Source organism: Pseudomonas sp. GW821-FHT01C01, assembly GCF_059422645.1.
Map to the genome: position 1 here is coordinate 115,664 of NZ_JBWKXF010000012.1, position 6,480 is coordinate 122,143.

Genomic DNA, 6,480 nt, shown 5'->3' on the forward strand with positions numbered 1-6,480 from the left:
CACCGACGGCCCCTGTGGGAGCGGGCTTGCTCGCGAAAGCGGTGTGTCAGTAGCGTTGATGTCGACTGACACGACGCCTTCGCGAGCAAGCCCGCTCCCACAGGACAGTGCTAATCCTGCAACGGCGGCGTTATGCCACAGGTGACCGAACACCCGGCAATGCGCGACAATGCCGGCCAGTTTCAGGAGTGAATCATGAGTGAAATGCTTGATACGCCGGTAGACGGCACCCTCGACGCCACGGGCCTCAACTGCCCCGAGCCGGTGATGATGCTGCACCAGCACATTCGTGACCTGGTGCCCGGCGGCCTGCTCAAAGTGATCGCCACCGACCCGTCGACCCGTCGCGACATTCCCAAGTTCTGTGTGTTTCTCGATCACGAACTGGTGGCGCAGCACGAAGAGGCGGGCACCTACCTCTACTGGATCCGCAAGAAGTCCGGTTGACGGACTCAAAAAAAGACCTGCCTGTGCAGGTAATGCCAGTCAGTTAAGCAATTTCAGCCGTGGCACCCTTTGTAGCAGCTGCCGAGCCCGCGAGGCTGCGTTCGGCTGCGAAGCAGTCGTAAAATCAGTCATTGCGCTACGTCAGGCAGACCGCGTCAGCTGGACTCACGGCTGCTATGCAGCCGAACGCAGGCTCGGCAGCTGCTACAGATCGCATTACCGCCTAACTGATCGGCATTAGCCAGTGCAGGTTTTTTGTGTGCGCTTAGCTCATCGAATGGCTGATACGAATCCGTTTACGCGCACTGCGTGTCAGGCGGATCGACAGCATCAGCGCCGCACAGCTCAAACCGGCAATCAGCCCTTCCCACAGCCCGCTCGGACCGCTGGCCGGACCGAACCAATCGGTCAGTCCCAGCACGTAGCCGACCGGCAGGCCGATGCCCCAATAGGCGAATAAAGTCAGGATCATCGTCACCCGGGTGTCCTGGTATCCGCGCAACGCACCCGCGCAAATCACCTGGATGGCATCGGAAAACTGATACAGCGCGGCATAGACAATCAACATCGACGCAATCTGGATCACGCTCTGGTCAGGCGTGTAGATCGAGGCGATCGGTTCGCGCAGACACAGGATCAGGCTGGCGGAGAACGCCGCAAACACCAACGCTGCACCGAGCCCGACCTTCGCCGCGAAGCGCGCCTGCCAAGGATTGCCGGCCCCCAGTGCCTGGCCGACCCGTACGGTCACCGCCATGCCCAGCGAGTAGGGAATCATGAACAGCAACGAACTGATGTTCAGGGCGATCTGATGGCCGGCCACTACGGTAGAGCCGAGACTGCCGATCAACAGGGCGATGACCGCGAAGATGCTGGACTCGGCGAAGACCGCGATACCGATCGGCAAGCCAATCCCGACCAGGCGCTTGATCACGGCCCATTTCGGCCGGTCAAAGCGCACCAGCACCCGGGTGCGGGCATAAAACGGGGCCCAGAACGTCCAGCCGGCCATGCTCAACGCCATGAACCACATCACGATGCCGCTGGCCCAGCCGCAACCGACGCCACCCAGGGCCGGTGCGCCGAAATGGCCATAGATCAACGCATAGTTCAACGGGATGTTCAGCAGTAGACCGCACAAGCCAATGACCATGCTCGGACGGGTACGCCCCATGCCATCGCTGTAGCAGCGCAGCACGTAATAGAACGCCATGCCGGGAAACCCGAAAGCGATACCGTGCAGGTAGCCCATGCTCGGCCCGATCAATTGCGGATCGACTTTCATCCAGTGCAGGATTGGCTCGGCGCCGAGCAGCAGGCCACTGCCGATCAACCCGACACACAGTGCGAGCCACAGCGCCTGGCGTACCAGCGGGCCGATCTCGTCAAACTGCCCGGCGCCAAAGCGTTGTGCAACCTTGGGCGTGGTTGCCAGCAGGACGCCGGACATCAACAGGTAGACCGGAATCCAGATCGAGTTGCCCAGGGCCACCGAGGCCAGGTCCCGTGGACTGACCCGGCCGGCCATCACCGCATCGACAAAGCCCATCGCCGTGGTGGCCAGTTGCGCGATCATGATCGGCAGGGCCAGGCTGAGCAGGCCTTTGAGCTCCAGGCGTACGGGTGTCGTCCGCGCAGGAGCAATGGCGGCGGTATTCTCAATTACAGGATTCAATAGCGAAACGTCCAAAGGGTTTTGATACACAGGCGCGCATTCTACGCGTTGACGCGGCAGTCAGGAAAAGACCCGTGTTACCGATTTGTAATTAAAAACCTGTGGGAGCGGGCTTGCTTGCGAAGGGGGAGTGTCAGTCACCATTGATGTTGCCTGGCACACTGCTTTCGCGAGCAAGCCCGCTCCCACATTCAGGTACAGGTGAACAATGCCCGCTGGCCCACCACCCACATCTACGCCTAAACTGCCGATCCGCCAAAGGAGCCTGCCATGCTGATTGTTGCCGACGAAAATATCCCCCTGCTTGATGCCTTCTTCGAAGGTTTCGGTGAAGTCCGCCGGGTACCGGGTCGTTCCATCGACCGAGCCACGGTCGAGCAGGCCGATGTGCTGTTGGTGCGTTCGGTGACCAACGTCAATCGCGCGCTGCTCGAAGGCAGCAAGGTGCGCTTTGTCGGTACGTGCACCATCGGCACCGATCATCTGGACCTGGATTACTTTCAGCAGGCCGGTATCACCTGGTCCAGCGCACCGGGCTGCAATGCCCGCGGCGTGGTCGACTATGTGCTCGGCAGTTTGCTGACCCTGGCCGAAATCGAAGGTGCCGACCTGACCCGGCGTACCTATGGGGTGGTCGGTGCCGGCGAAGTGGGCGGGCGGCTGGTCAAGGTTCTGCAAGGCCTGGGCTGGAAGGTGCTGGTGTGCGATCCACCACGGCAGGCCGCTGAAGGGGGTGACTATGTCAGCCTTGAGCAGATCGTCGAGGAGTGCGACGTCATCAGCCTGCACACGCCATTGACCAAGCAGGGTCGGCAATCGACCTGGCATTTGTTCGATGAAAAACGTCTGAACCAGCTCAAGCCCGGCACCTGGCTGATCAACGCCAGTCGCGGGCCGGTGGTGAACAACGCGGCACTGCGCGATGTGCTGCTGGAGCGCGAAGACCTGCAAGCGGTGCTCGATGTCTGGGAAGGCGAGCCTGAAGTCGATGTGGCGCTGGCCGAACTGTGCGTGCTGGCAACGCCGCACATTGCCGGTTACAGCCTCGACGGCAAGCAGCGGGGGACGGCGCAGATCTATCAGGCGTATTGCGATTTCCTCGGGCAACCGGCCCGCATCAGCCTGAGCGATTTGCTGCCGGCACCCTGGTTGTCGCACGTGACCCTGAATGCGCAAAGCGACCCGGCCTGGGCGTTGGCCATGCTGTGCCGTGGCGTGTATGACCCGCGTCGTGACGATGCGGATTTCCGTCGCAGCCTCGTCGGCAGTGTCAGCGAGCAGCGTGCGGCATTCGATGGGCTGCGCAAGCAATACCCGTCGCGTCGCGAGATCGACGGGTTGCAGGTGCGGATTGAAGGTGACTCGCCTGAGTTGCAGAGGATTGTGGCGGCGTTGGGGGCAACGGCAATCTGATAGGCCGTGGCGGCCCCTTCGCGAGCAAGCCCGCTCCCACACTGGATCTATATGCCCCACAAATCCCCTGTAGGAGCGAGCTTGCTCGCGATGGGCGCGCAGGCATAAAAAACCCGGCCAACAATGGACCGGGTCAAGAAGACAGTGGCTATATCACTTTTGTTCGGCAGGTTTGACCAATCGCTTTTCCAGTTCGCGGCAAGCTTTCTGGATCATTTTTTCAGTGATCGGTACTTCGCGGCCCTGCTCGTCAATAATCGAGCAACCCAGAGACTGGTCTGGTTGCGTGCGGATCACTTGAATCTTGTCATCGCTGCTGTGTTGCAAGGACATGGCCTGTCTCCTCATCAGGTTGTGTGCTTACTGTAGAACCTCCAGGTGACCGGGCTATGACAACGTCCTGCGATCTTTCCGGGGGGACAGAACCAGTCCAGCAGAAATGCCGGCACGTGGCTAGCCGAACTTTAGATCAATAGCGTCTAGCCTCCTGTCTTGGTGGACATAATTAACCTGACTCATTGTGATTTGCACCGGGCTACCCCATTGAGCGGTGTAGGCTGACCCTATTGACTGATTTGTTCTGGATGATTGCGATGCTTTCTGCCCGTCACCGCCGTGCTGCTCGCCTGGCCAGTCGTTTCATCGCGCCGTATCGCTGGCAGGCCTTTGGCGCTTTGCTGGCGTTGATCGTCACCGCTGGCATCACCTTGTCCATGGGGCAGGGCATCCGCCTGCTGGTGGACCAGGGGTTCATGACCCAGTCACCGCATCTGCTCAATCAGTCCATCGCCCTGTTCATGTTGCTGGTCATGGGGTTGGCCGTCGGTACGTTTGTGCGGTTTTACCTGGTGTCGTGGATCGGCGAGCGCTGCGTCGCCGACATCCGGCGCAACGTGTTCAATCACCTGATTTATCTGCACCCGGGGTTTTACGAAGACAATCGCAGCTCCGAAATCCAGTCCCGCCTGACCGCCGATACCACGCTGCTGCAATCGGTCATCGGATCTTCGCTGTCCTTGTTCTTGCGCAATCTGTTGATGGTGATCGGCGGGATCGTCCTGTTGTTCATCACCAACCCCAAGCTCACCAGCATCGTGGTGGTTGCCTTGCCCCTGGTGATCGCACCAATCCTGATCTTCGGACGCCGGGTGCGTAACCTCTCGCGCCTGAGCCAGGACCGGATTGCCGATATCGGCAGTTATGTGTCCGAAACCCTGGGGCAGATCAAGACCGTGCAGGCCTACAACCATCAGACCCAGGACGAGCGCCGGTTTGCCGTGACCGTGGAAGAGGCATTCAATACGGCGCGCAAACGCATCTTCCAGCGGGCGTGGCTGATTACCCTGGTGATCGTGTTGGTGCTGGGCGCGGTCGGGGTGATGCTCTGGGTCGGCGGCATGGACGTCATGGCCGGGCGAATTTCCACGGGCGAGCTGGCGGCGTTCGTGTTCTACAGCCTGATCGTCGGCAGTGCGTTCGGCACGTTGAGCGAAGTGATTGGCGAATTGCAGCGGGCAGCCGGCGCGGCCGAACGGATTGCCGAGTTGCTGCGTTCGGAAAACATCATCCTGGCGCCGGTCGCAGGCACGGTGACTTTGCCGGAACGGGTCGACGGCCACCTGCAACTGCAAAATGTGCGATTTTCCTACCCGTCGCGGCCGGAAAGTTATGCCGTCGACGGCTTGAGTCTGACCGTCAATGCCGGTGAAACGTTGGCGCTGGTCGGGCCATCAGGGGCCGGCAAATCCACGGTGTATGACTTGCTGCTGCGTTTTTACGACCCGGCCGAGGGGCGCATCCTGCTCGATGGCGTGCCATTGACTCAACTCGATCCGCTGGACCTGCGCCGCTGCTTTGCCCTGGTATCGCAAACCCCGGCGCTGTTTTTCGGCAGCATTGAAGAAAACATTCGCTATGGCAATCCGAAGGCGACGTTGGCCGAGGTGCAGGAAGCGGCAAAAATCGCTTACGCCCATGACTTTATCGAAGCCATGCCCAACGGTTACCAGACACATCTGGGGGACGCTGGTCTCGGCTTGTCGGGCGGCCAGCGCCAACGCTTGGCCATCGCCCGCGCGTTGCTGGTGGATGCGCCGATCCTGCTCCTCGACGAAGCCACCAGCGCCCTCGACGCCCAGAGCGAGCACCTGATCCAGCAGGCGTTGCCGAGTCTGATGAAAAACCGTACCACCCTGGTGATCGCCCATCGCCTGGCTACCGTGAAAAACGCCGACCGAATCGCCGTGATGGATCAGGGGAAACTGGTGGCGGTGGGCACGCATCAGGAACTTATCGCCAGCAATGCGTTGTATGCGCGTTTGGCGGCGTTGCAGTTCAGTGATGGGCCCATCCCTTTGCTGACGGCAACGGACGCATGGGACGCCTTTGGCAAACCCTGATACTCAGTCAATGGCGCCCGGTATTGTCTTATTTGCCGGTTGAGGCGGTCATTCGGGATCAGCAGGCTGCTTACTACGCGGCATTGTCGGCTGCCGATCAATTGGCCGAATCAACGCCTTTCGTCGAGTTCATGTTGCACGCACTGAGCCTTGCACTTGAGGAAGCTGTCCTGGGTGAGCCCGAAACCGACCCAGTAGGGAAGTTGCTTTCTGCACTGCATATCAATGGTCCGCGTAAAATCAGCGATTTGATGGCTGACATCGGATTGGTGCACAAGGCGACCTTCCGCGCTAACTATCTCAAGCCTGCATTGGCGGCCGAATGGGTAGAAATGACCAATCCCGAATCGCCAAATAGTCCGGCTCAAAAGTATCGCCTGACCCCGCTTGGTAAACAGGTCGCCGAACGGCTCAAGTCAGCGTAGAAATTCTGAGCAATAAAAAAGCCCGCGATGCTTCGTAGCAGCTGCCGAGCCCACGAGACCCTGGACGCAATCTGGGGGGGGGGGGGGGGGGGGGGGGGGGGGGGGGGGGGGGGGGGGGGGG

At 60.4% G+C, this 6,480-nt stretch carries 5 protein-coding genes and 1 pseudogene; 4 read left to right on the forward strand and 2 right to left on the reverse strand.

Features of this window, described 5'->3' with window-relative positions:
* Nucleotides 1-195 precede the first annotated feature (195 nt).
* Complete coding sequence (tusA, locus tag AC07XF_RS11210; RefSeq protein WP_007987255.1) at nucleotides 196-447, forward strand: sulfurtransferase TusA; 252 nt, start codon at nucleotides 196-198, stop codon at nucleotides 445-447.
* A gap of 265 nt (nucleotides 448-712) precedes the next feature.
* Here tusA and AC07XF_RS11215 read toward each other — a convergent pair whose 3' ends face one another.
* Nucleotides 713-2,122 carry an MATE family efflux transporter gene (locus AC07XF_RS11215; RefSeq protein ID WP_495026534.1) on the reverse strand — a complete coding sequence of 470 codons (1,410 nt, stop codon included), beginning with the start codon at nucleotides 2,120-2,122 and terminating at the stop codon, nucleotides 713-715.
* Nucleotides 2,123-2,392: 270 nt separating this feature from the next.
* Between AC07XF_RS11215 and pdxB the strand changes: the two genes are divergently transcribed.
* Entirely contained in the window at nucleotides 2,393-3,535 is a 1,143-nt protein-coding gene (gene pdxB / locus AC07XF_RS11220) for a 4-phosphoerythronate dehydrogenase PdxB (protein ID WP_495026535.1), read from the forward strand.
* A gap of 153 nt (nucleotides 3,536-3,688) precedes the next feature.
* Here pdxB and AC07XF_RS11225 read toward each other — a convergent pair whose 3' ends face one another.
* On the reverse strand, nucleotides 3,689-3,868 hold the full coding sequence (locus AC07XF_RS11225) for a PA1571 family protein (RefSeq protein WP_218428794.1): 180 nt from the start codon (nucleotides 3,866-3,868) through the stop codon (nucleotides 3,689-3,691).
* A 251-nt stretch (nucleotides 3,869-4,119) separates the two neighbouring features.
* Between AC07XF_RS11225 and AC07XF_RS11230 the strand changes: the two genes are divergently transcribed.
* Both AC07XF_RS11230 and AC07XF_RS11235 read left to right on the forward strand, forming a co-directional pair.
* The gene (locus AC07XF_RS11230; RefSeq protein WP_495026539.1) at nucleotides 4,120-5,934 is read left to right on the forward strand and encodes an ABC transporter transmembrane domain-containing protein; all 1,815 of its coding nucleotides are present in this window, start codon (nucleotides 4,120-4,122) and stop codon (nucleotides 5,932-5,934) included.
* Nucleotides 5,883-6,359, forward strand: a pseudogene (locus AC07XF_RS11235) (Fic family protein); the annotation flags it as partial. The gene AC07XF_RS11230 and the pseudogene AC07XF_RS11235, both read left to right, overlap by 52 nt.
* Nucleotides 6,360-6,480: the final 121 nt, after the last annotated feature.